Raw genomic sequence first — 26,657 nt, 5'->3', positions numbered from 1 at the left:
CGCCCGCACGATCAGTCGTTCTGGGGGAAGCCCAGGTTGATCCCGCCATGAGTGGCCGGATCGAGCCAGCGGCTCGTGACCGCCTTCTCTCGGGTGAAGAAGTCGAACCCGTGCACACCGTACGCCTTCGCGTCGCCGAAGAGCGAGGCCTTCCATCCGCCGAACGAGTGATATGCGACCGGAACGGGAATCGGCACGTTGATGCCGATCATTCCGACCTCGACCTCGTTCTGGAAGCGGCGCGCCGCCCCGCCGTCGTTCGTGAAGATCGCGGTGCCATTGCCGAACTCACCCGAGTTGATGAGGTCGAGCCCCTCCTGGAAGCTCTGCACGCGAACGATCGAGAGGACCGGGCCGAAGATCTCCTCGCGGTACGCACGGGAGGTGGTCGGGATGCCGTCGATCAGCGTCGGGCCGAAGAAGAACCCTTCCTCCAGTCCGTCCACCGAGAATCCACGCCCGTCCACGACGATGCGTGCGCCGTCGGCGTCAGCGATGTCGACGTAGTTCGAGACCTTCGCGCGGTGCTCGCCCGAGATCAGCGGGCCGAGGTCGGGCTCGCCGTCCGCGCCGCCGGCACCGTTTCCGACACGGAGCTTCGCGATGCGCTCGGAGATCTTCGTGATCAGTTCGTCCGCGACGGGCTCGACCGCGAGCACGACCGAGATCGCCATGCAACGCTCACCGGCGGCCCCGTAGCCCGCGTTGACCGCCTGGTCGGCGACGAGGTCGAGGTCAGCATCCGGAAGCACCAGCATGTGGTTCTTCGCACCGCCGAACGCCTGGACGCGCTTGCCGTGCTTCGAGGCGCTCTCGTAGATGTACTGTGCGATCGGGGTCGACCCGACGAAGGACAGCGACTGCACGTCGGGGCTCTCGATCAGGCCGTCGACGGCCAGCTTGTCGCCCTGGAGCACGGTGAAGACGCCATCGGGCAGACCTGCCTCCGACCAGAGCTGTGCCAGCCAGAGCGCCGCCGAAGGGTCCTTCTCGGAGGGCTTGAGGATGACGGCGTTGCCCGCGGCGATCGCGATCGGGAAGAACCACATCGGAACCATCGCGGGGAAGTTGAACGGGCTGATGATGCCCACGACGCCGAGCGGCTGCTTGATCGAGTAGACATCGATGCCGGTCGAGGCGTTCTCGGAGAACCCGCCCTTGATGAGGTGTGGGAAGCCCGTCGCCAGCTCGACGACCTCCTGACCGCGCAGGATCTCTCCCATCGCGTCGGAGACGACCTTGCCGTGCTCACGGGTGATGATCTCGGCGAGTTCCTGCTTGCGCCCATTGAGCAGCTCGCGGAATGCGAAGAGCACGGTCTGTCGCTTCGCGATCGAATAGCTGCTCCACACGGCGAACCCCGCACGCGCCGAGCGGATCGCCTCGTCGATCTCCGCCTGATCGGCGAGACCCACCTGCGCGATGACCGCGCCGGTGGCCGGGTTGTAGACGGGGGCGGTACGGCCGCTCGCGGAGGGGCGGACAGCGCCGTCGATCCAGTGGCCGATGTTCGTGACGTCAGTGCTGCTCACGGATGATTCCTTTGCTGCTCAGAGATTCGGGTGGACGAGGGATGCCGCGACATCGACCGCCGCGGCGACGTCGCCGCCCGGCGGATACAGCAGTGTGCGACCGACGGTCAGTCCGCGGACACCCGGGAGGCCGAGCGCACCCTGCCAGGACGCGAATGCCCCGTCGAGGTCGCCGTCTGCGTCACCACCGAGGAGCACGGTCGGCATGGTCGTCGCTTCCATCACCCGCTCCATCTCGGCGACGACGGGAAGCTTCATCCAGGTGTAGGCGCTGCTGCCCCCGAGCCCGGCGGCGATCGCGACCGACTGGATGACGGCGTCCGTGGAGAGGTCATTGACGGCCCGCCCGTCGACCCAGTCGTTCATGAACGGCTCGAGCATGATCGGAAGCTGCGCGGCCGCGGCCTCGGTGACCACACGTGCGGTCTGCTCGAGCGTGCGCGCCGTCGCCGCGTCATTCAGGTTGATGCGCATGAGCGTCTTGGCGAAGTCGATGCCCGCGGAGACCATGGAGGGCACGTCGTAGGCGGTGAAGCGGTCGTCCATCTCGAAGGACGCGCCGCGCAGCCCGCCGCGGTTCATCGAGCCCACCACGATCTTGTCATCGAGCAGCCCCATGACCGCGAGGTCATCGATGATGTCGGGCGTGCCGAGAACGCCATCGACGCCCGGACGACTCAGGGCGATCGCGAGACGCTCGAGCAGGTCACCACGGTGCGCCATCGCACTCGGGTCGTCGCCGACCGCGAGGGCGCCACGGGCCGGATGGTCCGCGGCGACGATGAACAGCCGCCCATCCCCCTTCAGGAGGTCACGGCGCTGACGCTTCGCGAGCGCCTGCCCGATGGCAGAGGGCAGTTCGGCGCGCAGGTCACGCAGCGCGGCGAAGGCCGCGCGATCGGGAATCGTTCGCATCTCAAGCTCCTTCTGCGAGGATCACATCGACCTCAGCGGGCGTCGGCATGGCGGTCGAGCACTCCAGTCGCGACGCGACGATCGCTCCGGCGACGTTGGCGTAGCGCAGCATCCGACGCAGATCCCACCCCTGCAGCAGGCCGTGGATGAGCGCGCCGCCGAAGGCATCGCCTGCCCCGAGTCCATTGACCACATCGACGAAGTGCGGCGGCACCTCGACCGACTCCTCCCGGGTCTTCGCGAGAACGCCCTTGGGTCCCTGCTTCACGATCGCGAGTTCGACGCCCCGTTCAAGCAGCGCGTCTGCCGCACGGTGCGGTTCGGTTTCGCCGACGGCGACCTCGCACTCTTCGCGGTTTCCGACGGCGACAGTGACCTGCCCCAGGACGGCAGAGATCTGCTCCGTCGCCTGAGCGGCGTCCTCCCAGAACATCGGGCGGTAGTCCAGGTCGATCACGGTGTGGCGGCGTCCGGCGCGAAGTGCAAGCGCCTCGTGGTGCACGGCCCGGCTCGGCTCCTGCGTCAGCCCCGTGACGGTGAACCACAGAACTCCGGCATCGCGGACCGCGGTCAGGTCGAGCTGCGCCGCGCTCAGGTTCAGATCGGGCGCCTTCGGCTCACGGTAGAAGTACAGCGGGAAGTCGTCGGGCGGGTAGATCTCGCAGAAGGTGATCGGCGTCTTCAGCGTCGGGTCCGTCGTCACCTGGCGGGCATCGACGCCGAGCCGTGCCAGTTCGCGCAGGAGGTAGCGTCCGAAGGGGTCATCCCCCACCCGGGAGACCAGCGCTGCGGCGTTGCCGTGGCGCGCTGCGGCAACCGCGACGTTGGCCGCGCTGCCGCCGAGGTACTTTCCGAATGTCTCGACATCCTCGAGGCCGATGCCGGACTGGAGGGGATAGAGGTCCACTCCGAGGCGCCCCAGCACAAGGGCATCAGGGGCTTGGCTCTTCTCAGTCATACTCCGTGCACAGCTCTCTCTTCGACGAGACTCGATCAGCCTCGCTAATGTCCTAACAATAACACATAAGGCATAAGAGGCATTTGCTCGTACAGGTAATGTTGTCGGCACATATAGCCCCACCTCGGGGCTGACGACCGGAGGACACGAGATGGCAGCCGACGAGACCTATTGGCCGGACGAGTTGTTCTACGACCTCGATCGGACGGGCCCCGTCCCCCTCTACTACCAGATCTCCAGCCGCCTCGAATCGGCGATCCACGCGGGCACGATTCCGACCGGCGCGCGCCTCGAGAACGAGATCGCGATCGCACAGCGACTCGGACTCTCCCGACCAACCGTTCGTCGAGCCATCCAGGACCTCGTCGACAAGGGACTGCTCGTGCGGCGCCGTGGTGTGGGCACGCAGGTCGTGCAGGGGCAGGTCACCCGACAGGTCGAGCTCACGAGTCTCTACGAAGACCTCAAAAGCGCGAACCACGAACCCGGCACGAGAGTGCTCCAGCGCGAGATCGTCCCCGCCTCCGAGGATGTCGCGACCGCACTCGGCGTTCCGCGCGGCACCGACGTCGTCTACCTCCGGCGCCAGCGCAGCATGGACGGTTCTCCCGTCGCTGTGCTGGAGAACTACCTGCCCATCGAGTTCGCCGACGTTCCCACCGCACAGCTGGAAGAGCGCGGCCTGTACCAGATCATGCTGAGTCGGGGTGCGGCGATCCGCGTCGCGAAGCAGAAGATCGGTGCCCGCCGCGCCGAAGGTGACGAGAGCGAGCTGCTCGACATCGACGAAGGAGGCCCCGTACTCACGGTCGAGCGCATCGCCTTCGACAGCTCAGGGCATGCGATCGAGTTCGGCCTGCACTGCTACCGCCCCGACCGCTACAGCTTCGAGACCACGCTGGTCGCGAAGTAGACCACCACGAGAAAGGCCCCGGATGCTGAGCATCCGGGGCCTTTCTGTTGCGGAACTCAGTTCACGCGGGTGTACATGTTGTCGGCGCCGAACTTGAAGATGCCGATCGCAGCACCCTTCGGGTCGCCGTTCTCGTCGAAGGTGACCTTGCCGGAGTAGCCGTCGTAGTCGGCGACGCCACCGTCGTTGATGATCTTCGCGCAGTCGGCGAAGCTCGTGCACGGCGTGCCGTCACCCGAGCCACCGGAGACTTCCTGCATCTTCGCGGCGATCTCCGGCCCTTCGGTGGAGCCGGAGGCGAGCGCTGCCAGCGCCATCAGCACGACGGCGTCGTAGGCCTCTGCCGCGTAGGTGAAGTCCTTGACCTCGGCGTTGCCCTCACCGGTCCAGAAAGCCTGGAGCCGCTCGGTGAAGTCGTCCTCGAGTTCCGGGCCGGGGCGGGTGCCCTGTGCGCCTTCGAGCGAGACCGGGATGTCGGTGCCGTACTGCGACACGTTGCCATCGACCATGTAGAACTTGTCGCCCGTGATGCCGGCGTTCACCAGCAGCGGTGCGATCGTCTTGAACTGGTCGAAGGAGACGATCGCCACAGCGTCCGGGTTGGCGGCCGTGATCGTCGCGACCTGCGCGTCGAACTGTGCGTCGCCGACGTTGAACGAGGCGTCTGCGACGACCTCGCCGCCCGTGCTCTCGAACGTCGTCTTGATCGCGTCGAACAGACCGGTGCCGTATGCGTCGTTCTGGTAGATGATGCCGAGCGTCTTCTTGCCGTCTTCGGCGATCAGGTTGCCGAGCACCTCACCCTGAAGCAGGTCGCTCGGTGCGGTGCGGAAGTACAGCCCGTTGTCGTCCCAGGCCGTGAAGTCCGGCGAGGTGTTCGACGGCGAGATAGTGATGATGCCGGCGTTGATGTTTCCGTCGAGGATCAGCTTGGAGACACCGGATGCCGCGGCACCGACGATGCCGGCGACGCCGGCGTTCTGCAGCTTGGTGATCGAGGTCTCGTACGCCTTCGTGTCGGTGTCGCCCTCGTCTTCGGAGAGCATCTCGATCGTGACGCCGGCCTTGGCGTCGTTGATCTCCTGCACGGCCAGACCGACACCGGACTCCATGGGCGGGCCGAGGAAGGACAGCGAACCGGTCTGCGGGAGCAGCGAGCCGAGCTTGAGTGCGAGCTCTGTCGCAGGCTTCTCGCCACCGCCGGTCTCGGGCGCCGTGCCGGGTGTGCTGCAGCCTGCAATCACCAGGGCGGATGCGCCGATCAGCGCGACGCCTGCGAAGACCTTCGCGGTGCGCGAGTTCTTCAGTGCGTTCATGGTGCTCCTTTGCGTGTATGAACGTGGACTGTTTACGATGCCCACTATCGGGTGGTCTCACCCTATGACAACCACGCTCACGCATTGTCTCGGTGCGTTAACGATCTGCCCCGAGTGCGCCGGGCTCTGCTAGACGAGTTCGACCGGTGCCGCCCGCCGTCCTTTTCGGCTGTTCAGGAGCACATCGAGCAGGAACACCATCACGGCGATCCACACCAGGATGAAGCCAGCCCACCGCTCGGGCGGCATCGGCTCGTGCAGAAGGAACGTGCCGATGAGGAAGATCATGATCGGCGTGATGAACTGCAGGATGCCGGCCATGCTCAGCGGAATCCGCCGCGCTCCCCCGGCGAAAAGTAGCAGCGGCACCGCGGTCACGACGCCGGTCGCGGCGAGCAGCGCGGCATGGCCCCATCCGAGCGTTCCGAAGGTGATGCCGGTCGTCATCGCGACGATCACGAGTTCGATGATCGCGACCGGCGTGAGCCACATGGTCTCGAGTGTGAGACCGGAGACGGCATCCACCCGGGGGCCGATCTTCTTCTTGACGAGTCCGTAGAGGCCGAACGAGAAGGCGAGCAGCAGGGCGATCCACGGCACCGTTCCATAACCGATCACGGTCACTGCGACCGCGACGGCGGCGATACCGACGGCAACCCACTGCAGCGGCCGCAGGCGCTCGCGCAGCACGATCACACCGAGGAGCACGATGAGGATCGGGTTCATGAAGTAGCCGAGGCTGGTCTCAAGAACGCGATCGGTGACGACGCCCACGATGTAGGTCTGCCAGTTGATGAAGATGAGCGCGCCCGCGAGAAGAGTGAGCCAGCGCAGGCGGCGGTCGCGCAGAATCGCGAGGAACGCCGCCCACCCGCGGGTGACGGTCAGCAGGAGGACGCAGAGCACGAGCGAGAACAGCACGCGCATCGCGACGATCTCCCACGGGCCGGTGGGGATGAGCAGGACGAAGAAGAGCGGAACGAATCCCCACAGCACGTACGCCGCTGCCGTGTACGCGAACCCGATGCGCAGCTCAGTTGTCATCTGACAACTGTAGAGAAAAAACGGCGAAGGGCCCGGATGCCGTAGCATCCGAGCCCTTCGCCGGCAGCAGTCGTCAGCGGACGACGACCGCCAGAACGTCGCGTGCCGAGAGGACGAGGTACTCGTCGGCGCCGAACTTCACCTCGGTGCCGCCGTACTTGCTGTACAGGACGCGGTCACCAACGGCGACGTCGAGCGGAACACGGTTGCCGTTGTCGTCGATGCGGCCGGGGCCCACGGCCACGACCTCGCCCTCCTGGGGCTTCTCCTTGGCAGTGTCAGGGATGACCAGGCCACTCGCGGTGGTCTGCTCGGCCTCGACCTGCTTGATGACGATGCGGTCCTCGAGCGGCTTGATGGAAACCGACACGGTCTACCTCTTTCTATGACAGAGACATCGGAAGTCATTCGCACTCTCTACCCGAGAGTGCTAACACTCACCTTACGCGCTTCATTGGCACTCACGCAATGCGAGTGCCAACGTTTCGCCATGGGCGCACACGCCTGCCGGTCTAGGCTGATCCGGTGGAAATGTCTGAGCTCACCGCCCTGCTCACCCCCGAGGGCCTGCGCCTGCTGGATGCGCTCGGCACGGTGGAGACGACGGACGCCGCCGCCCGGGCCGTCTCGACGCTGCGTGCCGCGGGCCACGGCCCCGACGTCGTCGCCGCAGTGGTCGGGCAGGCGCACCTCCGGGCGAAGGCACGGGCGAAGTTCGGCGAATTCGCCTCTCGGATGCTGTTCACCCGCGCAGGACTCGAGCAGGCCACGCGTCTCGCCGTCGCCGCACGCCACGCCGGGCGCCTGCGCGCAGCCAGCATCGCCCACGTCGCCGATCTCGGCTGCGGCATCGGCGGCGACTCCCTGGCCTTCGCGGGCGCGGGGATCCGCGTCACAGCGGTGGATGCCGACGAGGTCACCGCCGCCCTCACCGCCTTCAACCTCGCCCCCTTCGGCGACGACGCGACCGTGCTGCACGGCACCGCTGAGAGCGCAGACCTCAGCGGCATCGACGCCGTGTGGCTGGACCCCGCCCGGCGCACGGCAGGACACAGCGAGACGCGTCGAGTCGCTGCATCCGACTACTCCCCCTCCCTCGACTGGGCCTTCGATCTCGCCACGCGAATGCCCGTCGGCATCAAGCTCGGACCGGGGCACGACCGCGATCAGCTGCCCGCCGAGAGCGAAGCGCAGTGGGTGAGTGTCGACGGCAGCGTGGTCGAGCTCGTGCTGTGGTCGGGGGCGCTTGCGCGCCCCGGCGTGCATCGCGCGGCGATGGTCGTACGGGGTGATCACACCCACGAGCTGACCGCCGCCGCGGACAGCGAGGACGCGCCGGTGCGCGAGCTCGGTGCGTTCCTGCACGAGCCGGACGGCGCCGTCATCCGCGCGCGGCTGATCGGTGATGTCGCTCGCCAGCTGGAGGCGGGGATGCTCGACGAGCACATCGCCTACCTCACGTCGGATGCGGCGCTGACGAGCCCCTTCGTGCAGTCGTTCCGGGTGCGCGAGGTGCTGCCCGTGACCCCGAAGGCGATCAGCGCAGCACTGCGGGCGGGCGAGATCGGAACGCTGGAGATCAAGAAGCGCGGCGTGGACATCGACCCCGCGGCCTTCCGGAAGAAGCTCACACTGCGGGGTCCGAAGGCAGCCACACTGATCCTGGCGCGCGTCGGCAGCAAGCGGCTCGCGATCCTCGCCGATCGCGTCGGCACCGCCTAGCACCCGCTCCCACCCCTCGACTCCGACTCCTCGGGACGGTCGTCAGCACTTGTTTGCGATGTTTTGAATACCCCTACCCCCTATAGGTATAGTCTTGCTCTGGTCACCCATCCCGACCAGATACCTGGAGGAACTCTCATGTCGTCGCCTTCGTCCATCCGCCCATCCCGACGATGGCTCGGGCTGGCCCTCATCGCCACTGCGCAGTTCGTCGTCATCATGGACACGTCGATCATCGGCGTCGCCCTTCCCGACATGCAGCGCGATCTGGGCTTCACCCCGGAGTCGCTGTCCTGGGTCTTCAACGCCTACGTCGTCGCGTTCGGTGGCCTGCTGCTGCTCGGCGGGCGCCTCTCTGACGTCTTCGGCGCACGAAGGATCTTCGTCACCGGCTGGATCGTCCTGATCGTTGGCTCCCTCGTGGCCGGAGCCGCGAACGGCGTCGCCATGGAGATCATCGGCCGCGCCGTGCAGGGCGCAGGTTCGGCGCTGATCGCACCCGCCGCACTCACGCTTCTCATGATGCTCTTCGGCGGCACATCCGACCTGCCCAAGGCATTCGCGATCTACGGAGCCGCCGCCCCCATTGGCGGCACCGCCGGCGTGTTCCTCGGCGGTGTTCTGACCGAGTACGTGAGCTGGCCCTGGGTGTTCTACATCACGGTGCCGCTTGCGCTGCTCGTGCTCGCGTTCACCCCGAACGCACTTCCCCGGGGATCACGGGGCACAGGGGGCTCGGTGAACCTCAGTGGCGCGATCACTGTGACCATCGGTCTCGCGGCCCTCGTATACGCCGTCGTCAACGCGCCGGAGGTCGGCTGGTTCTCGCTCACCACGGTCGGACTGCTCGCCGCGGGTGTCATCCTGCTCGTCGTCTTCTTCGTGATTCAGGCCCGCAGCAGCGACCCGCTCCTGCGCCTCGGTCTGCTTCGCGCACCGCAACTCGCCGCGGCGAACAGCGCACAGCTGCTCCTCGGTGCCGCCTGGGTCGCGATGTGGTTCTTCCTCAACCTCTACCTGCAGCAGGTGCTGGGGGCCGGCGCCTTCGCCGCAGGTGCAGCGCTCCTTCCCATGACGGGCCTTGTCGTGCTCGTGATGATCTCTCTGGCACCGCGGCTGCAGGCGCGTTTCGGCGCGAAGTCGATGATCGTCAGCGGCCTTGTGCTGTTGGCAGGCGGACTGTTCTGGCTCTCCTTCGTGCGCCCGGACGGCAGCTACAGCGTCGACGTCCTGCCTGCTTCACTCCTGGCGGCGCTCGGCATGTCGCTCGCCTTCGTGCCCTCACTGGGCACCGCGATCAACTCCGCCCCGGCCGCAGAGACCGGAGTGGCGTCGGGGCTCGTCAGCACGAGCTACCAGATCGGCTCCGCGCTCGGCCTGGCGATCCTCACGGCGGTCGCCTACGGCATTGCGGGCGCGGAACCCGCTCGCGCGGAACTGACCCAGGGCTACTCTGCCGCCTTCCTCGGGGCGGCGATCGTCGCGGTCGCCGGCGCGGTCATCACCGCGATCGCGATGAAGGGCGTCCGCGAGCGGGTCGCGGTCTGAGTCGGTGCTCCGGGTTCGGCGCACCGGCGCGGGACCCCGAGCGCACGAGATAGCGCCTCACTCGATGCGCGGCCCCCACGCGGTCGGCGGATGATCCGCCGACCGCGTGATCGTCAGCGAGGAACCGCCGTAGATCGTCGTGAACAGCTCGACCAGCACGGACTCCCCGGTCTGCGCGGAGACCGTCCGGAAAGAGATCGGCAATCGCGCATCCGGCCCCGCCGCGCCGTCTCCCGACGTGGCGGTGATGACACCGGAGACTTCATCGCAGCTCACCTGCAGCTCACTCAGCGGATCGTCATAGAGCAGACAGGTCTGAGATCCTCCGCCGGAGTAGGCGAGCCAGATAGGCTCATCGTCCAGGTAGCCGAGAATCTGCGCACCGGGCGCATACCCCTCCTCGACCAGACCGTCGAAGAAGCGCTGCTCGTCCTCCGTGAGCAATGAGGCATTCACGCGGGTGAAGCCCGTGAGCTCCTGCAGCGAACCGATCGGCAGCCCCTCGGCCGAGAAGGCGATCTGACCGAAGTAGCCGGGGATCTCGGAAGTGGCCGGATCCAGGAAGACCTGCAGCGCCTCCGAGGATCCGTCACCCGCTCGCAGGCACTGCTGCTGCATGAGATCGCTGTTGTCGACGATCACGCACCGGAGCCGCTCCTCGCTCGACGTCGCGTACCAGAGCGTTCCGAGGCCCTTCGCAGCGATGAGGGCGAGGCTGCCGTCGTCGAGGTCCTCATACTGTGCGACGATCGCCGCGCGCCGATCCTGCTGTTCCGCCGTCTCGTGCAGCGCGACGACGGGTGTGCGAGGAAAGGCCACACCGAACCCGAACGCCAGCATCAGTGCGCCGATCAGCGCACCGACGATCACACGTGGACGCCGTGCCCACGGCTTCGCGCTCAGCTCCTTCAGCCCGTCGCCGAGGCGTCGGCGGATGCGATCCGCGAACGGCTCGGGTGCGTGCGAGGGCTCTGATGCGATGTCGGAGAGATCCTCAGACGCGGGCGCGTCTCCGGCTGCGGGCAGGTTGCCGCTGTCCTTCGAAACGTCGCGCTCGCGCGCCGCGATCTCCCCGCGCGCCGTGGCGGTTTCCGCTTCTGCATAACCGGGCTCAGGCGTCGGGACGATTCGGCGGGCCTCCAGTTCGCGCAAGCGCGCGGCATCCGCGTCGGTGAGCGCACCACCGCGCCCATAGGCACGATGCTGCAGGGCACGAAGCTCCATTGCTTCGACCTCGGTGAACATGATCACCCCAGAATGTTGAACTCGTACGCGTACCAGACCAGCCAGCCCGCGCTGTAGAGCGTGGCCAGCACCGCGAGCACAAGCGACCAGATCGCGAGTGCCCGGTTCTCGACCGGTCGCCGCAGGGCGATGATCGAGGCGACCATGGCAATGATCGCGAGCGGGATTCCCCAGCCTACGAAGAACGATGCCACAAGCGCGACAATGGCCGCCAACAGTGCCCACGGTCCGATCCGCGGGGTGGATGCGACAGCGGGCGTCGCACCGGAACCTGCGGCGGCGCCCGCGACGATCGCGTCCGGTTGCCATCCGATGTGATCGGCGTCGGGCCCCGTCTCGACCGTGACCGGCGTCGGGGCGGTGGGGAGGCGGCTGTAGCCGCGGTCATCCGACATCGACGACCTCCCGTTCCGCGACCTGGATCTCAGTGACGGGCAGCGTCGAGTCGGCACCGAACGCGAGCGTGGACGGGCGACGCCCCGACGCGATGAGCTCTGCGGCGAGCCCTGCGATCATCGCTCCGTTGTCGGTGCACAGCGACAGCGGGGGAATCCGCACACTCACCCCGGCCTCTGCCGCCCGCTCCAAGGCGACGTCACGCAGGCGTCGGTTCGCGATGACGCCACCGCCGAGCAGAAGGCGCGGAACGCCGAGGTCTCGGCAGGCTGCGAGCGCCTTCGTCACGAGCACATCCACGACGGCCTCACGGAAGCTCGCCGCGACATCCGCGACGGGCACCGGCTCCCCCGTCGCCTCCTGCTGTTCGACCCAGCGGGCGACGGCGGTCTTGAGACCGGAGAACGAGAAATCGTAGCGGTGCTTCGCCATGTCGGAGGCCCGGGAGAGTCCGCGCGGGAAGCGGATCGCCTGGGGGTCGCCGCCTACGGCCGCCCGGTCGATCTCCGGCCCACCGGGGTAGGGCAGGCCGAGCAGGCGCGCAACCTTGTCGAAGGCCTCGCCGGCCGCGTCGTCCATCGTCTCGCCGAGCATCTCGACGTCGGTCGTGAGGTCGCGTACGTGCAGCAGAGAGGTGTGCCCGCCGCTCACGAGGAGCGCGATCGTCGGATACTCAAGAGGCGCAGATTCTGCGTCTCCCGCGAGGATGTCGGCGGCGATGTGTCCGACGAGGTGATTGACCGCGTACAGCGGCTTGTCGAGAGCGGCGGCGAGCCCCTTTGCGGCGCCGATGCCGACCATGAGCGCCCCGGCGAGGCCGGGCCCGCTCGTCACCGCGATCGCGTCGAGATCTTCCAGGCGCACCTGTGCCTCGGCGAGCGCCTGGGCGATCGACGGCTGGAGCGCTTCGAGGTGGGCTCGCGCGGCGACCTCGGGGACCACGCCGCCATAGCGGGCATGCTCGTCCATGCTGGACGCGATCGTGTTCGACAGCAGGGTGCGGCCGCGGACGATGCCGATACCGGTCTCGTCGCAGCTCGTCTCGATGCCGAGCACCAGGGGGGCGGTGGTCATGCGGTGCTCTCCTCGGTCGCGGAATCGGATGTCGCGGATGCGTCGCGTTCACGCCAGACGCGTAGATCGAGACGCATCACGATCGCGTCGACATCGTCGGGCTGGTAGTAGCGCGGCCGACGGCCGAGTTCCGCGAATCCTTCAGAGGTGTAGAGCCGCTCGGCCGTGGGGTTGTCAGCGCGCACTTCGAGGAACACCTCGCTCGCGCCGCGGTCGGATGCCTCACCGAGCAGTGCGCGCAGGAGCGCGCGCCCACGCCCGGAACCGCGGTGGGCGGCGTCGAGAGCGATCGTCTGGATGTCGGCGTCGCTGGATCCGCGCAGTGCCCGCACTCCCCCGTATCCGACGATCTCGCCGGACTCGTCATCGACGAAGTAGCGGCCGTGTTCGGAGACGAGCTCGGCCGCCATCATCTCGGCGCTCCAGGCATCGGTCGGGAAGGAGGCGGTCTCGATCCGCATGATCGCGTCGAGATCGGACGCTCCGGCCGGGCGGATCACGATCCGACCCGTTTCGGAGCGCGTGGCTGTGCGACGTCGGGCTGGCGCAGGTAGAGCGGTTCGCTGTCTGCGAGCTCGCGCCCTGCGGCGAGCGCACGCTGACCGACCCGCGCGAGGGCAGCCGCGGAGAGCGCGGTGACCTCGACAGCGCGGATCCCCGCGAGGTGCGTCTCCGCGTCGGCACGCAGCACAAGCACCGTGTCGGCGACGACATGCGGGACGCCGTCGGTATCAAGACCTTCGAAGACGGTCACGGCGACCTCGCGCCGGCGCGCGTCGGTCACGATCGCGAAACGGCCTGCCGTCGCATCCGCCTCGATCTCGGTCAGCGCGGCCGCGAAGTGGCTCGGCACCGGGACGACCGTGATCGCCCGCGCCAGTGCGACCGCGCGCGCCGCGGCGATGCCGATGCGCAACCCGGTGAAAGGCCCCGGCCCCATGCCTGCGACGACGTTCGTGAGCGGCTCCGCTCCCGCATCCTGCAGCGTCTCGGCGAGCATCTCGCCGATGACTTCGACATGCCCGAGCGGATCGATCGCCGCACGCTCCGCGCAGATCGCGCCGGCACCGTCGATGGCGGCGATGGCAGTACCGAGGGAGGTGTCGACGGCGAGGATCACCCTTCCAGGGTAGTCGCGAGCTCGCGGGCTCGGCCCCAGCGTCCACCGCCGAGCACCTGCGCGTCGGCGGCGCCGAGGGACGCGGCCGCCAGCAGTGCCTGGTACTCGTACCCCGCCTCCGCGACCGATGCCCAGCCGATGCTCGCGGAGACGCGGGAGATCGCGGCGGCATCCCGCCCCTCATCCGGAGCCGAGATCTTCGTCAACAGGATGCGCAGATGGTGACGTACCGCCTGTTCAGATCCCGGGATCAGTGCCACCACGCGCGCCTCATCGATGCGCTGCACGTCGGCGCTGGCCGGCAGCCCGGCGCGCACGCGCTCATGGAAGGTGTCGAGAATGTGCGCGTAGCCCTGCGATTTGGCTGCGATCCGCAGGTCTTCGCGATTGTCGAGACGGATGTCGATGAGCGACCAGGCGGACTCCTTCAGCGCTTCGGCGCGCGCCAGTCGCTCGGTCAGCTGATTCACGACCGCTCCGGCGCCGCCCCTGTTGCGACGACGCTGGGTGCGCACGAGCAGCACAATCGTGAGCGCAGCGCACTGACTCACCACGAGCGATCCCACGCCGTTGATGTCGCGCACCACCGCAAGCGGATCTGTGCGCGGCGCCGCGAACTGGGTGATCGCGTCCATCGCGGCCAGAATCGTAATCAGGACATAAGCACAGGCGGCGAACGTCAGCGGGAGCAGGATGTCACGCTGCACGGCGCGCATCCGAATCAGGTCATACGCCAGGAAGCCCGCGAATATACCGGATCCCAGAAACGCGAGACGGAATCCGAGCGAGAACTCGGGCAGCCCTGCCAGCAGAGGCAACGCCACCACCATGATCAGGGAGTAGCCGATCACGCTGAACCAGGGCATCCGCTTTCCCAGGTGCGCGCGCAGTCCGAGCCACACGATCGGGACGAAGGTCATCATCACGCCGGACGACAGCGCGCGCAGCGCACGCGACTCGAACTGCCCCGCGGCCACGAGACAGTATGTGCCGAGCGTTCCGATGACGAACGCCGCGGACCAGATCACGGTGGCCTTGCTGGGGCGTGGCAGGAGAGCGAGTCCGATCACGAATGCGGTCGCCAGAGTCACGAGCGACACGAGTGACACCGCGAGATTCACGTCGAGCGCGATGCTCATCGTCTCTGCGTTCATCGGCTCTCCTCTGTCGGGGGCTTGCGGGGCAGGCGCACCGCAACGGTCGTTCCGGCACCCAGAACACTGCCGACCCCGATCGTCCCGCCGTGCTGATGGACGATCTCCTCGACGACCCCCATCCCGAGACCTGTGCCCGGGATGTCGGTGGCTGCGGCGGCCTCCGCACGGAAATACGGCTGGAACACCCGCGCCAGGTCTTCATCCGCCATTCCCATTCCGGTATCGACGATCTGCAAGTCGATCTGTCCATCAGGGGCGACACCGAGCCAGACGACGACGTGTCCCCCGGGCGGTGTGTACTTGACGGCGTTGCTGATGAGATTGTCGATCACCTGGCGCAGGCGGAAGGCGTCGCCGTAGAGCATCAGGGTCTGGGCGCCTTCCACGGTGAGGGTGAGGTGGTGTGACTGCGCGATCGGCAGGAAGGACGCGATCGAGGCGTCGACGAGCTGGCGCAGGTCGACGGGTTCCGACAGCACGGCCGCGTCCGGATGACTCTCCTCCATCACGCGCGCCACAAGCCGCTCCATCCGGTCGCCCGCGCTCGCGACGATGCTCAGCTGCTCCTGCACTCGCTCGGGCAGATCGTCGCGATCCCGCAGCAGATCGACATGACCGATGATCGCCGTGAGCGGGTTGCGCAGCTCATGCGAGACGATCGCCGCCACCGCCTTCCGCTCCTGCGCCGCCTCCAGCAGAGCCGTCACGTCCTCGATGATCAGGAGGGCGATACCTGCCCGATCCTCGACCGTTGCTATGGGCTGTGAGGAGACCTGCAGCGCCCGCCACTCGCCGTCAGTGTCGAAGAGCCACATGCGCTCGGCCTGCATGTGCTCTCCCCGTGCGGCGCGGGCCACCGCGGTGCACTCTGGCGGCAGCGGCTCACCCTGACGATCGTCGTACTCCACAGCACGCGAGGGCAGATCGCCATCGCTCTCGCCCCGGCGATAGAGCTGGCGGTAGGCGTCATTCGTCTTCACGATCCGACCATCGGCGGTCACGGCCGCGAGCGCGAGATCCAGGGAATCGATGATCTGCGTCACCCGGTGCTCATGTGCCTCCGCGCGCTGCGCGATGCGGTTCATCTGCTCAGACTGGCTCAGCAGCAGGCGGCGTGCTGCCCGCGCCTGTTGTGTCCCGATGCGGATCGTCGTCGCGAGGAAGCCCAACGACAGCACCGTCACGATGATGCGCAGCAGCATGTCGGACGGAGAGATGCTCGAGTTCGTGAGCGCAGCCAGGCACACACTGATCAGAGCAAGCGCCGCGATGATGGTCGGCATCGCGTAGTAGCTGGCGATCCAGGTCACCGGGAAGACCCAGAGGAAACTGAGGCGCACATCACTCGCCGACGCGGCGAGTCCCACGGCCAGAATGTCCGCGAACGGGACGACGAGCATGAGGCCGGGGCGCACGCGGTGCCAGGGAACCACCAGCGTCACAAGCGTGATCACCGTGATGAGGAAGATGCCGAAGAGGAACGGCAGGGTTCCGAAGATCTCTGGCCTGAACGCGGCGATCAGCGCCACGATGAGCACGGTGCTCGCGGCCAGCATGAGCTGCCACCGCCACACAGACGCGCTGCGTCGCATGCCTGTCCTCTCCCACGCGCCACCTGATCCTGAGCCCTCGGCGTCCGCGTGCATCCCTCACAAAAGAGCATGCCCTGCTGCGCGACATCCGATGCTCAACGCAGCCGCAAGATTACTCGAAGAAAGACCGCAGGGCCGCTTTCTGCGCAGCACCGCCCCCTAGCCTGACTGTGGGGCGCCCGAAACTACCCCGTACGGGCGCTGGGGAAGAGGAAAGCAATGAGCGAGACGACGTCTGTACCCGACACGACGCCCGCACCGCGCCGCCGTCGACAGTGGGGCGCTGAGCGCCCGAAGCCACCGCTGCCTGCCGTGCACGAGCGCCCGTCCACCACGAAGCTCATCCTCGGTCGCGTCGCGATCTGGGTGACCGTGGCGATGTGGATGCTCTACGTGCTCACGGTGGTGGTGACGCTGTTCTTCGCGGGCGAGTTCGACACGCCCTGGAGAGTGATCGAAGGAGCCTCCTACGTCATCGTCGTGACGTTCCTCACCTTCTCGGCCCTCATGTACCTCGTCGCACGGCAGGGAGCGTTCGAGCGCTTCCGCACGCACCACCGCACGCCCCGCGCCGAACTCGACCGGCATTTCGCGCACGCGCATCGCCCGCTGACCGTCCTGGTGCCGTCGTACGCCGAGGAGCCGGCGGTCATCCGCAAGACGCTCTGGTCTGCCGCGCTGCAGGAGTACCCCTCGCTGCGAGTGGTCCTCCTGATCGATGACAACCCGAACCCGCAAGGCGAGAACGCCATCGCGCGGATGGCGGAGACCCGCGGTATCGCACAGGAGATCGCGCTCGAGATGGCCGAGCCTGCTGCGCTGTTCCAGACCACGCTGGAGGAGTTCGAAGAGGACTGGGATGCCGCGAACGGCCTCCTGCTCGTGGAAGGCGCGTACCACGATGCCGTGGACTGGCTGCACAGATTTGCCGCCCGCGTGCCGCGAGAGGACCACGTCGACGACTTCTTCATCGACGAGGTTCTGCTCGGACTGGCTGATGATCTCGAATCCTCGGCGATCGCAGTGGGGACTGCGATCGCCGAGGGTTCGACCCTCCCCGCCGAGCGCGTGCACGAGCTGCTGCGACGCCTGGTGTGGATCTTCACCGCCGAGATCGCGAGCTTCGAGCGCAAGAAGTACATCTCGCTGTCGCACGAGGCGAACAAGGCGATGAACCTGAACTCGTACATCGGCCTTCTCGGTGGGCGCTTCGTCGAGGAGCACACGGAGAAGGGCATCATGCTGCGACCGGCCCCCGGTGGCGCGCGGGCCGATCTCGACATCCCCTACTCCGACTTCGTGCTGACGCTCGACGCCGACTCGCTGCTGCTGCGCGACTACTGCCTGCGACTCGTGCACTTCCTCGAGCAGCCTGAGAACGCCACCGTCGCCGTCACGCAGACGCCCTACTCGTCGTTCCGCGGGGCGCCCACCCGCCTCGAGCGGCTGGCTGGTGCGACCACCGATGTGCAGCACATCCTGCATCAGGGCATGACATATCACAACGCGACCTTCTGGGTCGGGGCGAACGCCGTCATCCGCATGGAGGCACTCGACGACATTCTCGAGATCGAGAATGACAACGGCTTCGAGATCCGCCGCTACGTGCAGGACCGCACGGTCATCGAAGACACCGAATCGAGCATCGACCTCGCCGTGCACGGCTGGAAGCTCGTCAACTACCCCGAGCGCCTGAGCTACAGCGCGACGCCGCCGGACTTCGGCTCACTCATCGTGCAGCGTCGACGCTGGGCGAACGGCGGTCTGCTGATCATGCCGAAGATGTGGCGTCGCGTGCGCGAACAGCGTCGCGCCTACACGCCGCTGTCGCTCGGCGAAGTCGCTCTGCGACTGAACTACATGGCCTCGATCGCCTGGGCGAGCGTGGGGCTGATCTTCCTGCTCGTGTACCCCTACGACAACCGGCTCGTGAGCCCGTTCATCCTGCTGGGCGCGCTGCCGTACTTCCTTGCGATGGCGAGTGATCTGAAGTACTGCGGCTACAAGCGCACGGATGTGCTGCGGATCTACGGCTTCAACCTGATCCTGCTGCCCGTGAACATGGCCGGAGTCCTCAAGTCGATCCAGCAGGGTCTGACCGGCATGAAGATCCCCTTCGCACGCACGCCGAAGGTCAAGGACCGCACCAGCGCTCCGCTGCTGTACATCGTCGCTCCGATCGTGATCATCGTGTACTCGGGCTTCGTCGCCTGGATCAGCTTCCAGCAGGGATCCTGGGGAACGCTCGCCTTCTCGCTCGTCAACGCGACGCTGGCGACCTGGTCGTTCCTGGCGAACGTCGGCATCCGCGCCGCACTCGTGGACACCTGGTACGGGCTCACGGACTGGATGTGGGTGGAGGACGCCGACGCCGCGGCAGCAGGAGAGGCGGATGCTGCGCCCGTCCGCGACTGGCGCACAGTGCTGCACGAGGGCCACCCGGCTCCCGGTGCGCGCGGCGTCGACGAGATCCGTCGTGCCGCGGAGACGCGCAGCGTGCTGCCCGCATCGGCCACCCCTCGGTACGACACCGTGCCCGCGGTGGGCGCCGACGACGCCTCCTTCCGCCGTCCCTCCCCCGTCACCGAAACCCGCGATGAGAACGTGAGCGTGTCCGCATGAGTGTCCGTACCGGCCGTCACCCCGGCAAGCGCCTGTCGCCGCTGCGCGTGCTCATCGGCGCGGCCGTCGTCCTCGCCGTCACGGGTGCCGCGATCGTCGTCCCGTGGCAGCTGTCGCGCACCGCACCCATCACGACCGCGGGTGCGGGACCGCACTGGTTCGGCGGATACTTCGACGTCACCGCCGCGCCCGTCTCGGAGCAGCCGAACGCGAGCGACGCTTCCGACACCGTCGTGCTCGCGTTCATCGTCGCCCAGAGCGACATGAGCTGCGTGCCGACCTGGGGCGGCGCGTACGGCCTGCGGCAGGCAGGCAGCGAGCTCGACCTTGACCGCAGGGTCGACCAGATGCGCCGAGACGGCACGCACGTCGCGGTCTCCTTCGGTGGCGCGATCAATACCGAACTGGCCTCGGCCTGCGCGTCGGTTCCGGACCTCATGAAGGCGTACTCGGCGGTTCTGGACCGCTACGACATCACGACGATCGACCTCGATCTGGAGGGCGAGAACCTGGCCGACACGGTCGCGGCCGAGCGCCGCGCGGATGCTGTCGCCGCACTGCAGCAGCAGCGCGAGGCCGCGGGAGGGCGCCTGGATGTCTGGGTGACGCTGCCGGTCGCGACCGATGGGCTCACCGACGAGGGTCTGCAGGCCGTGCGCACGCTGCTGCGCGGCGGCGTCGATCTCGCCGGCGTCAACGTCATGACGATGAACTACGGCACCGACCTCAATCGGCGATCGCTCGCCGACATCTCGATCGAAGCTCTGGAAGCCACGCACGATCAGCTCGCGGATATCTACGCGGAGCTGCGCATCGGTCTCCCGGCCGAAGGCGCCTGGGCGGTGCTCGGCGCGACGCCCATGATCGGCCAGAACGACATCGCGAGCGAGGTCTTCACGATCGATGATGCGCGCGAGCTCAACGCCTTCGCCCGCAAGGCGAAGCTCGCACGCCTTTCGATGTGGTCACTCAATCGCGATCGACAGTGCGGCACGAACTATCCCGACCTCTCGGTCGTGTCGGATGCGTGCAGTGGCGTCGATCAGGCCGGTACATCATTCGCGGGCGTGCTCGCCAACGGGTTCGACGGCGAACGGCTCGAAAGCGATGATCCTGCGCCCGCACCGTTCACCCCCGTGCCCGACGACCCCGCGACGAGCCCGTATCCGATCTGGTCACCGGAGACGTCGTACTCCGCGGGCGTGCGCGTCGTCTGGCACGGCTACGTGTATTCAGCGAAGTGGTGGGTGACGGGCGGCCCACAGCCCGACGACCCCATCGCGACGGCCGATCAGACCTCCTGGGTGCTCGTCGGCCCGGTCATGCCGGATGATGAGCCGTTCTCTCTGCCGACACTGCCCGCCGGGACGTACCCCGAGTGGTCGGAGACGCAGGCGTTCGAGAAGGGCGCCCGAGTGATGTTCGAAGGCGTGGGCTACCGCGCGAAGTGGTGGACGCAGGGAGATCTGCCCAGCGACGGCATCACCGACCGCGACCGCTCCCCCTGGGCGCTGATCGACGAGGAGTAGTCAGCGACCGTCGACCTGCGGGGTGAGGCGATAGCCCACCCCGCGGACGGTCTCGATGTACCGCGGATCCGCCGTGTTGTCGCCGATCTTGCGTCGCAGGTTCGCCATGTGCGCTTCGATGACCCGCTTGTCGGGTTCGCCCACGAAGTACGATGACGCGAACGCCTCGCCGCGCAGTACGAGTGCGAGGTCGGCCTTGCTGCGCACGCGGCGCTTCGACTCGAGAAGAGTCGCCAGCAATCCGAACTCGGTGGGAGTCAGATCGACTTCCTTCTGCGCGACGAGAACCGTGTGCGTCTCCAGGTTCAGGCTGAGATCGCGGTGCAGGCGCCAGACGGCGGCCCCCTCGAGATCGGGCAGGTCGACAGACACGGTGGGGTTTCGCGCCGGAACGACGGCGGCAGCGGCAGCATCCGGAACAGAGAGCTCGGTGCGCGGGCGGCGCATCAGCGCCTCGATCCGGGCACGCAGCTCTCGCGGTCGGAACGGCTTCGTCAGGTAGTCGTCGGCGCCCGAAGCGAGTCCCAGCACGATGTCGGACTCTTCCGCCAGCGCCGACAGCATGATGATGTAGGTCGAGCTGACCTTGCGGATGCGCCTGGCCACTTCGAAGCCGTCGATGCCAGGAAGGTTGATGTCGAGGGTCGTGATCGTCGGCTGGTGCGCGATGACCGCCTCAACGCCGTCGGTGCCGGTTTCGGCCATGACCGTGCGGAATCCGGCCGACCGGAAGACTTCGTCGAGCAGGCTTCGAACGGCGGCGTCGTCTTCGATGATCACGGCGGTCTGCGATAGTGCGGATGGATCAGTCATGTAGGCGAAAGCTCATCTCTCGGGGCTGTCACTGAACGCAGGCGCACGCGACGGGGTAGTCGGCCGATATCCTACCGGTCGGGCGTGTCTCAAGGGAAACGCCGTCGGATCAGCGTGAAGCGGTGCGGCGTTCGATCGTGACGATCCGCGGCGCATCTGCGTCGAGCTCTTCGTCCGGAGCATCCGTCTGCGCGCCGATCGGGCGCTCGATCTCGATGTCCCACCACTCGTCGGCGAGCTCTTCCGCCATTCCGCGTCCCCATTCGACGACCACGACAGAACGCGTGACGTCGATGTCGAGGTCGTCGACCTCTGCGGCGGAGCCGAGACGGTACGCGTCCATGTGCACGAGGTCCGGCCCGCCCACAAGAGACGGGTGTGTGCGAGCGATCACGAACGTAGGGCTCTGCACCGGCCCGCGCACGCCGAGCGCCTCAGCCAGGCCGCGCGTGAACGTCGTCTTGCCTGCGCCGAGTGGACCCGTGAGGATCACGACGTCGCCCGCGCGGAGCGCCGTGCCGACCTCGTGTCCCAGTCGCTCCATGCCGTCGGTCGTCGCGATCTCCCGGCGTCCGGCGAGGGTCATGAGACGCTCCGGCGTGGCACGCGATTGCCGATGCGGGTCACGATCTCGTAGTTGATCGTGCCGGCGGCATCCGCCCACTCCGTGGCCGAAGGCACGCCGAGCGTCGGATCGCCGAACAGCACGACCTCGTCGCCGACGTCGACCGGATGATCGCCGACATCCACCACGAACTGATCCATCGCGATGCGGCCGGCGACCTGGAAGCGTCGTCCGTTGATCATCACGGGCCCGAGATCGGATGCCTGGCGCGGAACACCATCGGCATAGCCGAGCGGGACGAGGGCGAGCGTCGTCTCGGCGGCGGTGCGGTGCACGTAGTTGTAGGAGACGCCCGTGCCTGCAGGCACACGACGCACGGCAGCGACAGCGGCACGCAGTGTCATCGCCGGGCGCAGGCCCAGGTCGCTGGAGGTGCGATCGTCGAACGGCGAGAGGCCGTACAGGCCGATCCCGATGCGGACGGCGTCGAGGCGCGTCTTCGGCAACGCGATCGCGGCGGCGGTCGCGGCGAGGTGTCGGATCTCCGGGTGGATGCCGGATGCCGCCGCAAGCGCGCCGCCGCGCTCGAACTCGGCGAGCGCCGCCCGGTCGTCGTCGTCGGATGTGTTGGACAGGTGGCTGAAGAGGCCGATGATGCGGATGCGGCCGATGCGCTCCAGGCGCGCCGCCTCGGCGAAGACCCGCTCCCACTGTGCGGGCGCGATGCCGCTGCGCGAGAGCCCGGTGTCGAGCTTGAGGTGCACGCCGACGGGTTCGACTGTCGCCGCGCGACCCACTGCCTCGATCTGAGCGAAGGACGAGATGCCGACCTCGATGCGTGCCTCGGCGGCTGCGTGGAAGTCCTCCCCCGGCGCGTGCAGCCATGCCATGAGCGGCGCGGTGATGCCGTGACGCCGCAGCGCGAGCGCCTCATCGATCGTCGCGGTACCGAGGCGGTTGGCACCGCCGGCGAGCGCTGCCACGGCGACCGCGGCGTCGCCGTGCCCGTAGGCGTTGGCCTTCACGATGCCGATGACGTCGACGCCGGTGAGTCGGCGCAGGTGACGGACGTTGTCGCTGATGGCGTCGAGGTCGATCACGGCCTCACGGAACAGATCGGTCACGGTGCTCCTTCTGCGACGACGAACGCGGCGGCCATTCCGGCATCATGTGTGAGAGTCAGGTGCACGGTGGTGATCCCGCGCTCGCGCACGACCTCCTCCGTGGAACCGGACAGCACGAAGATCGGGCGGCCGGATGCCTCGGAGGCGATCTCGATCTCGGTCCAGTGCACGCCGTCCGAACCGCCGAGAGCCTTGATGAGGGCCTCTTTGGCCGCGTAGCGCGCGGCGAGAGACGGCAGGCGCAGCATCCGCTCCGACGGGGCGAAAAGGCGCTCCATCAACCGCGGCGTGCGCTCGAGCGTGCGTTCGAACCGCGGGATGTCCACAAGATCGATGCCGGTGCCGATGATCACCGTTCCAGCCTAGTCGCCGGGTCCGGGCCGGGACCGGGTGTGGCTCTCATCCTGTCCTCTTCACCGCTCCGGCACGGATGGCGGGAGATTCCCCGCCTGGCCGGAGAAACGGATGGGTTCAGCCCTGTTTGAGGCGCCCGCTCCCGCCATCCGTCCTGTCGCGCGGCGAAGCGTGGGGGCCGCAGATGTCGTCGACGCCTTCTGCACAGCACGCGTCTCTCTCGTCCCGTGCACAGGTTCCGGGATCGACGAGCCGCCGGCCGCGACCCGGACGCACGATGATCGGATGCCTCAGCTCAGAACCATCCTCGCGGCCCGCGACGGCATCGCGCGCGGAACCGAACTCGCGACGTACGGCTGGAGTCGCAAACGCTTGAGCGCCGCTGTCCATCAGCGCACCATCGTCCGCGTTCGGCCCGGCGTCTTCGCGTCCCGCGACGCTCACGAGGACGTGGTCATCGCCGCGGCCCACGGCGGTGCAGTGACCTGTGCCCGCGCCCTGCGCCTGCACTGCGTCTGGGTGCTGGATGTTCAGGACGAGCATGTGCACGTGTGGCTCGGGCCGGGGCATCGCACGCACGCGCATTCCGGATGTCGCTGCGTGCCGCACTACCGCCCCGGGCGTCTCCTGCTCGGGATCGCGCCGCTCGAAGACGCCCTTGTGCACGCGTTCGCCTGTCACGGTTCCGAGCTCTTCTTCGCCGCGTTCGAGTCCGCGTGGAACCTGAGGCTGTTGTCGGCGTCTGCGCGCCAGCGCATCCGGGCTGCGCTTCCCCGCGATGCGCAGTGGCTGGTCGATTTCGCCCGGGGCGATGCGCAGAGCGGGCTCGAGTCGCTTCTCCGGCTACGCCTTCACCTGCTCGGGATCATCGTGCAGCCACAGGTCGAGATCGCGGGCGTGGGCCGCGTCGACATGCTCCTCGAAGGATGCCTCATCATCGAGGCCGACGGACGGGCCAGCCATGAGGGCGTGCCGAAGCGGCACCGCGACCTGGTCCGCGATGCCGCAGCCTCACGCCGAGGCTATGAGACGTTGCGGTTCGACTATGCGCAGATCGTTCACGATTGGGACGCCGTCGTCGGGGCGATCACCGCCGCGATCGTCCGCGCCCGACGTGGATGAAGGGTACGGATGGCGGGAGATTTCACGCCTGGCGGCCGCATCGGCCGTCGACGGCGGCCTGCGCCCGAATCTCCCGCCCCCGTGCCCGGGGTCACTCGACGGTGACGGACTTGGCGAGGTTGCGCGGCTGGTCTACATCCAGGCCCTTCGCCGTGGCCAGCGCCATGGCGAAGATCTGCAGCGGGATGACCGCGAGGATCGGCTCGAAGAAGGCCCCGGCGAGCGGGATGCGGATGACCTCGTCGGCGAACGGGAGCACGGCGGCATCTCCCTCTTCGGCGACCACGATGACCCTGGCGCCGCGGGCGCGGATCTCCTGGATGTTGGAGACGACCTTGGCGTGGATGAGGGCCGAGTGCCGCGGCGACGGGACGATCACGAACACCGGCTGGCCCGGCTCGATCAGCGCGATCGGACCGTGCTTGAGCTCACCGGCGGCGAAGCCTTCGGCGTGGATGTACGAGATCTCCTTGAGCTTCAGCGCACCCTCGAGCGCGATCGGGTAGCCCACGTGACGCCCGAGGAACAGCACGGAGCGGGTGTCGGCCATCCAGCCTGCGAGCTGGGCGACGTGGCCCTGCTCAGACTCGAGGACGTGTGCGAGCTTGGCGGGCAGCGCCTCGAGCTCAGCGACCGAGGCCGCTCCGTCCTCCAGCGAACCGCGAACACGTCCCACGTGCAGACCCAGCAGAAGCAGCGCGGTGATCTGGGCGACGAAGGCTTTCGTGGATGCCACGGCGACCTCGGGTCCGGCATGCGTGTAGACGACGGCATCCGACTCGCGCGGGATCGTCGCGCCCTGGGTGTTGCAGATCGACAGGGTTCGGGCGCCGCGCTCGCGGGCGTACTTCACCGCCATGAGCGTGTCCATCGTCTCGCCCGACTGGCTGATGGACACGACGAGCGTGTCGGCGCCGATCACCGGGTCCCGGTAGCGGAACTCGTGCGCGAGCTCGACGTCGACGGGGATGCGCGCCCAGTGCTCCAGCGCGTACTTTCCGACGAGACCCGCGTACGACGCCGTGCCGCAGGCAGTGATGATTATGCGGTTGATGCCGGTGAACAGCTCGTCGAGTCCGTCGAGTTCCGGGATGACGACGGCACCGTCATGCACGCGACCGCGGATCGTGTTCGCGACGGCCTCGGGCTCTTCGGCGACCTCCTTCGCCATGAAGCTCGGCCATCCGCCCTTCTCTGCCGCCGCCGCGTCCCACGAGACCTCGAACGGCTCCGGCTGGACCGGATTGCCTTCGAAGTCGGTGACGGTGACGGCATCCGGGGTGATCGAGACGATCTGGTCCTGCCCGATCGCGAGCGCGTGACGCGTGTGCTCGACGAAGGCGGCGACGTCGGATCCGAGGAAGTTCTCCCCCTCGCCCAGGCCGATCACGAGCGGGGAGTTGCGGCGAGCGCCGACCACGAGCCCCGGCTGGTCCTGGTGCATGGCGAGCAGCGTGAACGCACCTTCCAGGCGGTTGACGACCGCGAGGAACGCGCTCTGCAGATCGCCGGTCTTGCGGTACTCGCGTCCCAGCAGCGCAGCGGCAACCTCGGTGTCTGTCTCGCTGCGGAACGTCACGCCCTCTGCTTCGAGCTCGGCGCGCAGTGCGGAGAAGTTCTCGATGATGCCGTTGTGAATGACTGCGAGACGGTCATCGTCGGCGAGATGCGGATGCGCGTTGACGTCCGTGGGCCCACCGTGGGTCGCCCAGCGCGTGTGACCGATGCCGGTCGTCCCGTCGGCGAGCTCGTGCTCAGCGAGCGAGTCGCGCAGCACGCTGAGCTTGCCGGCCTTCTTGCGCATGTTGAGGTCGCCGTCGGCGTCGATCACTGCGATGCCTGCGGAGTCGTATCCGCGGTACTCCAGTCGGGCGAGTCCGGCGATCAGGATTTCCTGGCTGGGGCGCGGCCCCACGTATCCGACGATTCCACACATAACGCCCAGAGTAGAGCCGGATTTTTGCGAAGGTGCTGAACATTTGTTCTGTACAGACGC

General features: G+C 67.7%; 24 protein-coding genes. 6 read left to right on the top strand and 18 right to left on the bottom strand.

Annotated elements, in window-relative coordinates; all coding sequences use genetic code 11:
* Positions 1-11 precede the first annotated feature (11 nt).
* From AC1REM_RS06940 to iolC, 3 genes are read right to left on the bottom strand one after another with little or no spacing between them, the layout of a single operon-like run.
* Positions 12-1,532, bottom strand: coding sequence for a CoA-acylating methylmalonate-semialdehyde dehydrogenase (locus AC1REM_RS06940; RefSeq protein ID WP_492513965.1), 1,521 nt, complete (start codon positions 1,530-1,532; stop codon positions 12-14).
* 18 nt (positions 1,533-1,550) lie between these two features.
* Positions 1,551-2,447: a Cgl0159 family (beta/alpha)8-fold protein gene (locus AC1REM_RS06935; protein WP_492513964.1), complete on the bottom strand. Its 897-nt coding sequence runs from the start codon at positions 2,445-2,447 to the stop codon at positions 1,551-1,553.
* Position 2,448: 1 nt separating this feature from the next.
* The gene (iolC, locus tag AC1REM_RS06930) at positions 2,449-3,405 is read right to left on the bottom strand and encodes a 5-dehydro-2-deoxygluconokinase (protein ID WP_492513963.1); all 957 of its coding nucleotides are present in this window, start codon (positions 3,403-3,405) and stop codon (positions 2,449-2,451) included.
* Positions 3,406-3,556: 151 nt separating this feature from the next.
* On the opposite strand from iolC, the gene AC1REM_RS06925 reads away from it, so the two are divergent.
* Positions 3,557-4,318, top strand: a complete 762-nt coding sequence (locus AC1REM_RS06925) for a GntR family transcriptional regulator (protein ID WP_492513962.1) — start codon at positions 3,557-3,559, stop codon at positions 4,316-4,318.
* A gap of 56 nt (positions 4,319-4,374) precedes the next feature.
* Here the strand turns inward: AC1REM_RS06925 and AC1REM_RS06920 are convergent, their stop codons facing one another.
* The 3 genes from AC1REM_RS06920 to groES all read right to left on the bottom strand — a co-directional run bounded on the left by AC1REM_RS06920 (position 4,375) and on the right by groES (position 7,048).
* Positions 4,375-5,634, bottom strand: a complete 1,260-nt coding sequence (locus tag AC1REM_RS06920) for an ABC transporter substrate-binding protein (protein ID WP_204939231.1) — start codon at positions 5,632-5,634, stop codon at positions 4,375-4,377.
* A gap of 129 nt (positions 5,635-5,763) precedes the next feature.
* Positions 5,764-6,678, bottom strand: a complete 915-nt coding sequence (gene rarD / locus AC1REM_RS06915) for an EamA family transporter RarD (protein ID WP_492513961.1) — start codon at positions 6,676-6,678, stop codon at positions 5,764-5,766.
* Between the two features lie 73 nt (positions 6,679-6,751).
* Positions 6,752-7,048, bottom strand: a complete 297-nt coding sequence (gene groES / locus AC1REM_RS06910) for a co-chaperone GroES (RefSeq protein WP_039394204.1) — start codon at positions 7,046-7,048, stop codon at positions 6,752-6,754.
* A 155-nt stretch (positions 7,049-7,203) separates the two neighbouring features.
* On the opposite strand from groES, the gene AC1REM_RS06905 reads away from it, so the two are divergent.
* Both AC1REM_RS06905 and AC1REM_RS06900 read left to right on the top strand, forming a co-directional pair.
* Positions 7,204-8,400 (top strand): class I SAM-dependent methyltransferase, encoded by a 1,197-nt coding sequence (locus tag AC1REM_RS06905; protein WP_492513960.1) that lies wholly within the window; start codon positions 7,204-7,206, stop codon positions 8,398-8,400.
* Between the two features lie 138 nt (positions 8,401-8,538).
* Positions 8,539-9,948: an MFS transporter gene (locus tag AC1REM_RS06900; protein ID WP_492513959.1), complete on the top strand. Its 1,410-nt coding sequence runs from the start codon at positions 8,539-8,541 to the stop codon at positions 9,946-9,948.
* A 57-nt stretch (positions 9,949-10,005) separates the two neighbouring features.
* Here AC1REM_RS06900 and AC1REM_RS06895 read toward each other — a convergent pair whose 3' ends face one another.
* The 7 genes from AC1REM_RS06895 to AC1REM_RS06865 are packed head-to-tail and all read right to left on the bottom strand — an operon-like array spanning position 10,006 to position 16,532.
* The gene (locus tag AC1REM_RS06895) at positions 10,006-11,199 is read right to left on the bottom strand and encodes a hypothetical protein (RefSeq protein WP_492513958.1); all 1,194 of its coding nucleotides are present in this window, start codon (positions 11,197-11,199) and stop codon (positions 10,006-10,008) included.
* Positions 11,196-11,588 (bottom strand): hypothetical protein, encoded by a 393-nt coding sequence (locus AC1REM_RS06890; RefSeq protein WP_492513957.1) that lies wholly within the window; start codon positions 11,586-11,588, stop codon positions 11,196-11,198. Before AC1REM_RS06890 ends, AC1REM_RS06895 begins: the two co-directional genes overlap by 4 nt.
* Entirely contained in the window at positions 11,578-12,663 is a 1,086-nt protein-coding gene (gene tsaD, locus AC1REM_RS06885) for a tRNA (adenosine(37)-N6)-threonylcarbamoyltransferase complex transferase subunit TsaD (protein ID WP_492513956.1), read from the bottom strand. Before tsaD ends, AC1REM_RS06890 begins: the two co-directional genes overlap by 11 nt.
* On the bottom strand, positions 12,660-13,166 hold the full coding sequence (gene rimI, locus AC1REM_RS06880) for a ribosomal protein S18-alanine N-acetyltransferase (protein WP_492514474.1): 507 nt from the start codon (positions 13,164-13,166) through the stop codon (positions 12,660-12,662). The genes tsaD and rimI overlap by 4 nt, the downstream gene beginning before the upstream one ends.
* Complete coding sequence (gene tsaB, locus AC1REM_RS06875) at positions 13,160-13,783, bottom strand: tRNA (adenosine(37)-N6)-threonylcarbamoyltransferase complex dimerization subunit type 1 TsaB (protein ID WP_492513955.1); 624 nt, start codon at positions 13,781-13,783, stop codon at positions 13,160-13,162. The genes rimI and tsaB overlap by 7 nt, the downstream gene beginning before the upstream one ends.
* Complete coding sequence (locus AC1REM_RS06870; RefSeq protein WP_492513954.1) at positions 13,780-14,937, bottom strand: hypothetical protein; 1,158 nt, start codon at positions 14,935-14,937, stop codon at positions 13,780-13,782. The genes tsaB and AC1REM_RS06870 overlap by 4 nt, the downstream gene beginning before the upstream one ends.
* Positions 14,934-16,532, bottom strand: coding sequence for an ATP-binding protein (locus AC1REM_RS06865; RefSeq protein ID WP_492513953.1), 1,599 nt, complete (start codon positions 16,530-16,532; stop codon positions 14,934-14,936). Before AC1REM_RS06865 ends, AC1REM_RS06870 begins: the two co-directional genes overlap by 4 nt.
* 219 nt (positions 16,533-16,751) lie before the next feature.
* Here AC1REM_RS06865 and AC1REM_RS06860 point away from each other — a divergent pair, with 219 nt between their 5' ends.
* Positions 16,752-19,154 (top strand): glycosyltransferase family 2 protein, encoded by a 2,403-nt coding sequence (locus AC1REM_RS06860; protein ID WP_492513952.1) that lies wholly within the window; start codon positions 16,752-16,754, stop codon positions 19,152-19,154.
* Positions 19,151-20,683 (top strand): chitinase, encoded by a 1,533-nt coding sequence (locus tag AC1REM_RS06855; RefSeq protein ID WP_492513951.1) that lies wholly within the window; start codon positions 19,151-19,153, stop codon positions 20,681-20,683. Before AC1REM_RS06860 ends, AC1REM_RS06855 begins: the two co-directional genes overlap by 4 nt.
* Here AC1REM_RS06855 and AC1REM_RS06850 read toward each other — a convergent pair whose 3' ends face one another.
* The 4 genes from AC1REM_RS06850 to AC1REM_RS06835 form a co-directional block, all read right to left on the bottom strand.
* Complete coding sequence (locus AC1REM_RS06850; protein ID WP_492513950.1) at positions 20,684-21,496, bottom strand: response regulator transcription factor; 813 nt, start codon at positions 21,494-21,496, stop codon at positions 20,684-20,686.
* Positions 21,497-21,605: 109 nt separating this feature from the next.
* Positions 21,606-22,082, bottom strand: coding sequence for a tRNA (adenosine(37)-N6)-threonylcarbamoyltransferase complex ATPase subunit type 1 TsaE (gene tsaE, locus AC1REM_RS06845; protein ID WP_492513949.1), 477 nt, complete (start codon positions 22,080-22,082; stop codon positions 21,606-21,608).
* Positions 22,079-23,185, bottom strand: a complete 1,107-nt coding sequence (gene alr, locus AC1REM_RS06840; protein WP_492513948.1) for an alanine racemase — start codon at positions 23,183-23,185, stop codon at positions 22,079-22,081. Before alr ends, tsaE begins: the two co-directional genes overlap by 4 nt.
* Positions 23,182-23,538, bottom strand: coding sequence for a holo-ACP synthase (locus AC1REM_RS06835; RefSeq protein ID WP_492513947.1), 357 nt, complete (start codon positions 23,536-23,538; stop codon positions 23,182-23,184). The genes alr and AC1REM_RS06835 overlap by 4 nt, the downstream gene beginning before the upstream one ends.
* A 286-nt stretch (positions 23,539-23,824) precedes the next feature.
* Here AC1REM_RS06835 and AC1REM_RS06830 point away from each other — a divergent pair, with 286 nt between their 5' ends.
* Positions 23,825-24,661 (top strand): DUF559 domain-containing protein, encoded by an 837-nt coding sequence (locus AC1REM_RS06830; protein WP_492513946.1) that lies wholly within the window; start codon positions 23,825-23,827, stop codon positions 24,659-24,661.
* A 91-nt stretch (positions 24,662-24,752) separates the two neighbouring features.
* On the opposite strand, the gene glmS is transcribed toward AC1REM_RS06830, so the two are convergent.
* Positions 24,753-26,597, bottom strand: coding sequence for a glutamine--fructose-6-phosphate transaminase (isomerizing) (gene glmS, locus AC1REM_RS06825; RefSeq protein WP_492513945.1), 1,845 nt, complete (start codon positions 26,595-26,597; stop codon positions 24,753-24,755).
* Positions 26,598-26,657: the final 60 nt, after the last annotated feature.

Source organism: Microbacterium sp. GW823-FHT02G05, from assembly GCF_058797175.1.
This window is presented reverse-complemented; position numbering and strand designations above follow the sequence as displayed.

Excerpts from the sequence above, each read along its gene's own strand:
- AC1REM_RS06935 (WP_492513964.1), bottom strand. The coding sequence starts at position 2,447 with ATGCGAACGATTCCCGATCGCGCGGCCTTCGCCGCGCTGCGTGACCTG.
- iolC (WP_492513963.1), bottom strand. The coding sequence starts at position 3,405 with ATGACTGAGAAGAGCCAAGCCCCTGATGCCCTTGTGCTGGGGCGCCTC.
- AC1REM_RS06925 (WP_492513962.1), top strand. The coding sequence starts at position 3,557 with ATGGCAGCCGACGAGACCTATTGGCCGGACGAGTTGTTCTACGACCTC.
- AC1REM_RS06920 (WP_204939231.1), bottom strand. The coding sequence starts at position 5,634 with ATGAACGCACTGAAGAACTCGCGCACCGCGAAGGTCTTCGCAGGCGTC.
- rarD (WP_492513961.1), bottom strand. The coding sequence starts at position 6,678 with ATGACAACTGAGCTGCGCATCGGGTTCGCGTACACGGCAGCGGCGTAC.
- AC1REM_RS06900 (WP_492513959.1), top strand. The coding sequence starts at position 8,539 with ATGTCGTCGCCTTCGTCCATCCGCCCATCCCGACGATGGCTCGGGCTG.
- AC1REM_RS06890 (WP_492513957.1), bottom strand. The coding sequence starts at position 11,588 with ATGTCGGATGACCGCGGCTACAGCCGCCTCCCCACCGCCCCGACGCCG.
- tsaD (WP_492513956.1), bottom strand. The coding sequence starts at position 12,663 with ATGACCACCGCCCCCCTGGTGCTCGGCATCGAGACGAGCTGCGACGAG.
- AC1REM_RS06870 (WP_492513954.1), bottom strand. The coding sequence starts at position 14,937 with ATGAACGCAGAGACGATGAGCATCGCGCTCGACGTGAATCTCGCGGTG.
- AC1REM_RS06865 (WP_492513953.1), bottom strand. The coding sequence starts at position 16,532 with ATGCGACGCAGCGCGTCTGTGTGGCGGTGGCAGCTCATGCTGGCCGCG.
- AC1REM_RS06860 (WP_492513952.1), top strand. The coding sequence starts at position 16,752 with ATGAGCGAGACGACGTCTGTACCCGACACGACGCCCGCACCGCGCCGC.
- AC1REM_RS06855 (WP_492513951.1), top strand. The coding sequence starts at position 19,151 with ATGAGTGTCCGTACCGGCCGTCACCCCGGCAAGCGCCTGTCGCCGCTG.
- AC1REM_RS06850 (WP_492513950.1), bottom strand. The coding sequence starts at position 21,496 with ATGACTGATCCATCCGCACTATCGCAGACCGCCGTGATCATCGAAGAC.
- tsaE (WP_492513949.1), bottom strand. The coding sequence starts at position 22,082 with ATGACCCTCGCCGGACGCCGGGAGATCGCGACGACCGACGGCATGGAG.
- AC1REM_RS06830 (WP_492513946.1), top strand. The coding sequence starts at position 23,825 with ATGCCTCAGCTCAGAACCATCCTCGCGGCCCGCGACGGCATCGCGCGC.
- glmS (WP_492513945.1), bottom strand. The coding sequence starts at position 26,597 with ATGTGTGGAATCGTCGGATACGTGGGGCCGCGCCCCAGCCAGGAAATC.